Source organism: Streptomyces alkaliphilus (assembly GCF_014141535.1).
In the GTDB taxonomy this organism is placed as follows: domain Bacteria; phylum Actinomycetota; class Actinomycetes; order Streptomycetales; family Streptomycetaceae; genus Streptomyces; species Streptomyces alkaliphilus.
Genome location: NZ_VKHT01001033.1, coordinates 1 through 1,710 on the forward strand (window position 1 = coordinate 1; position 1,710 = coordinate 1,710).

Genomic DNA, 1,710 nt, shown 5'->3' on the forward strand with positions numbered 1-1,710 from the left:
GTCCCCGATGGCCAAGACGGACGGGTGAGTGTGCCGTGGCGGTGCATGCCCGGCGCCCCCGGTCGGACCTAGCCTGCGGTGCAGGAAGCCGAACGCCCCGGAGCGCCACCGTCCGCCGCGACCCGACCCGGCCCCTCCCCCGCTCCGGCGGGGAAGGGGCGTTCGGGCCCGGGTCCCCCGGACCGTGCCGCTCCTCGTGCCCGAGGAGTGCGCCCCATGACCACCACCACCGCCCCCGTCGGGGGTCCCACCGTTCCCCAGGAACGGCGCGTCGTCACCGAGATCCCCGGCCCGCTCTCGAAGGAGATGTGGGAACGCAAGCGGGCCGCCGTCGCGGACGGCGTCGGCGCGGTGCTGCCGGTGTTCGTCTCCCGCGCCGGCGGCGGGATCGTGGAGGACGTGGACGGCAACGCCCTGATCGACCTCGGCTCCGGCATCGCGGTGACCTCGGTGGGGAACAGCGCCGAGGCCGTGGTGCGGCGGGCCGGCGAGCAGTTGGGGCGCTTCACCCACACCTGCGCCATGGTCACCCCCTACGAGGGATACGTCGAGGTGTGCGAGGAACTGGCCCGACTGACCCCGGGCGAGCACGCCAAGAAGTCCGCGCTGTTCAACTCCGGCGCGGAAGCCGTGGAGAACGCCGTGAAGATCGCGCGCTACCACACCCGGCGGCAGGCCGTGGTGGTCTTCGAGCACGGTTACCACGGGCGCACCAACCTGACGATGGCGCTGACCGCGAAGAACATGCCCTACAAGCACGGCTTCGGACCGTTCGCGCCCGAGATCCACCGGGTGCCGGTGGCCTACCCCTACCGGTGGCCGACCGGCCCGGAACACTGCGCGGAGGAGGCCGCGGCGCTGGCGATCGAACGGATCGTGAAGGAGGTCGGGGCGGAGAACACCGCCGCGATCCTGATCGAGCCGCTGCTGGGCGAGGGCGGCTTCATCGAGCCGGCGCCGGGCTTCCTGCCCCGGCTCGCGGAATTCGCCCGGGAGCACGGCATCGTCTTCATCGCGGACGAGATCCAGAGCGGTTTCTGCCGCACCGGGAGCTGGTTCGCCTGCGACCACGAGGGCGTCGTGCCGGACCTGATCACCACCGCCAAGGGCATCGCCGGTGGTCTGCCGCTGGCCGCGGTCACCGGCCGGGCGGAGATCATGGACTCGGTCCACGCCGGCGGACTGGGCGGCACCTACGGCGGCAACCCGGTGGCGTGCGCCGCCGCGCTCGGCGCCATCGAAACGATGCGCGGGATGGACCTCAACGCCCGGGCCCGGCGGATCGAGGAGGTCATGAAGCCGCGGCTGCGGGGGATGGCCGAGAGGTTCGAGGTGATCGGCGAGGTGCGCGGGCGCGGCGCGATGCTGGCGGTGGAGCTGGTGCGGCCGGGCGGCACGGAGCCGAATCCGGAGGCGACCGCGGCCGTGGTGCGCCACTGCCACGCCAACGGTGTGCTGGTGCTCAGCTGCGGCACGTACGGCAACGTCCTGCGGTTCCTGCCGCCGCTGGTGATCGGCGAGGACCTGCTGTCGGAGGCGCTGGATGTGCTGGAGGAGGCGTTCGCCGGGCTGTGAGGCCCGCTGGAACCCAAGCCGGGGGCGGGCCCGGGCCCGCCCCCGGGTCGGTGGGCCCGGGGTCAACGGGATCCGGCCGGGCCGGCCCCGGACCCCCGGCACGGCGCCTTTGCCGGGGAGGGGAGCGGGTGGGCC

Annotated in this window: 1 protein-coding gene; it reads left to right on the top strand. The window is 73.9% G+C overall.

The genetic code is table 11. From position 1 onward, the window contains the following. Positions 1-216: 216 nt before the first annotated feature. The gene (gene gabT / locus FNQ90_RS22165) at positions 217-1,575 is read left to right on the top strand and encodes a 4-aminobutyrate--2-oxoglutarate transaminase (protein ID WP_182607970.1); all 1,359 of its coding nucleotides are present in this window, start codon (positions 217-219) and stop codon (positions 1,573-1,575) included. The last annotated feature ends 135 nt before the right edge of the window (positions 1,576-1,710 follow it).

What these genes read in the sequence shown, in the direction of transcription:
- gabT (WP_182607970.1), top strand. Translation starts at nt 217, where the DNA reads ATGACCACCACCACCGCCCCCGTCGGGGGTCCCACCGTTCCCCAGGAA.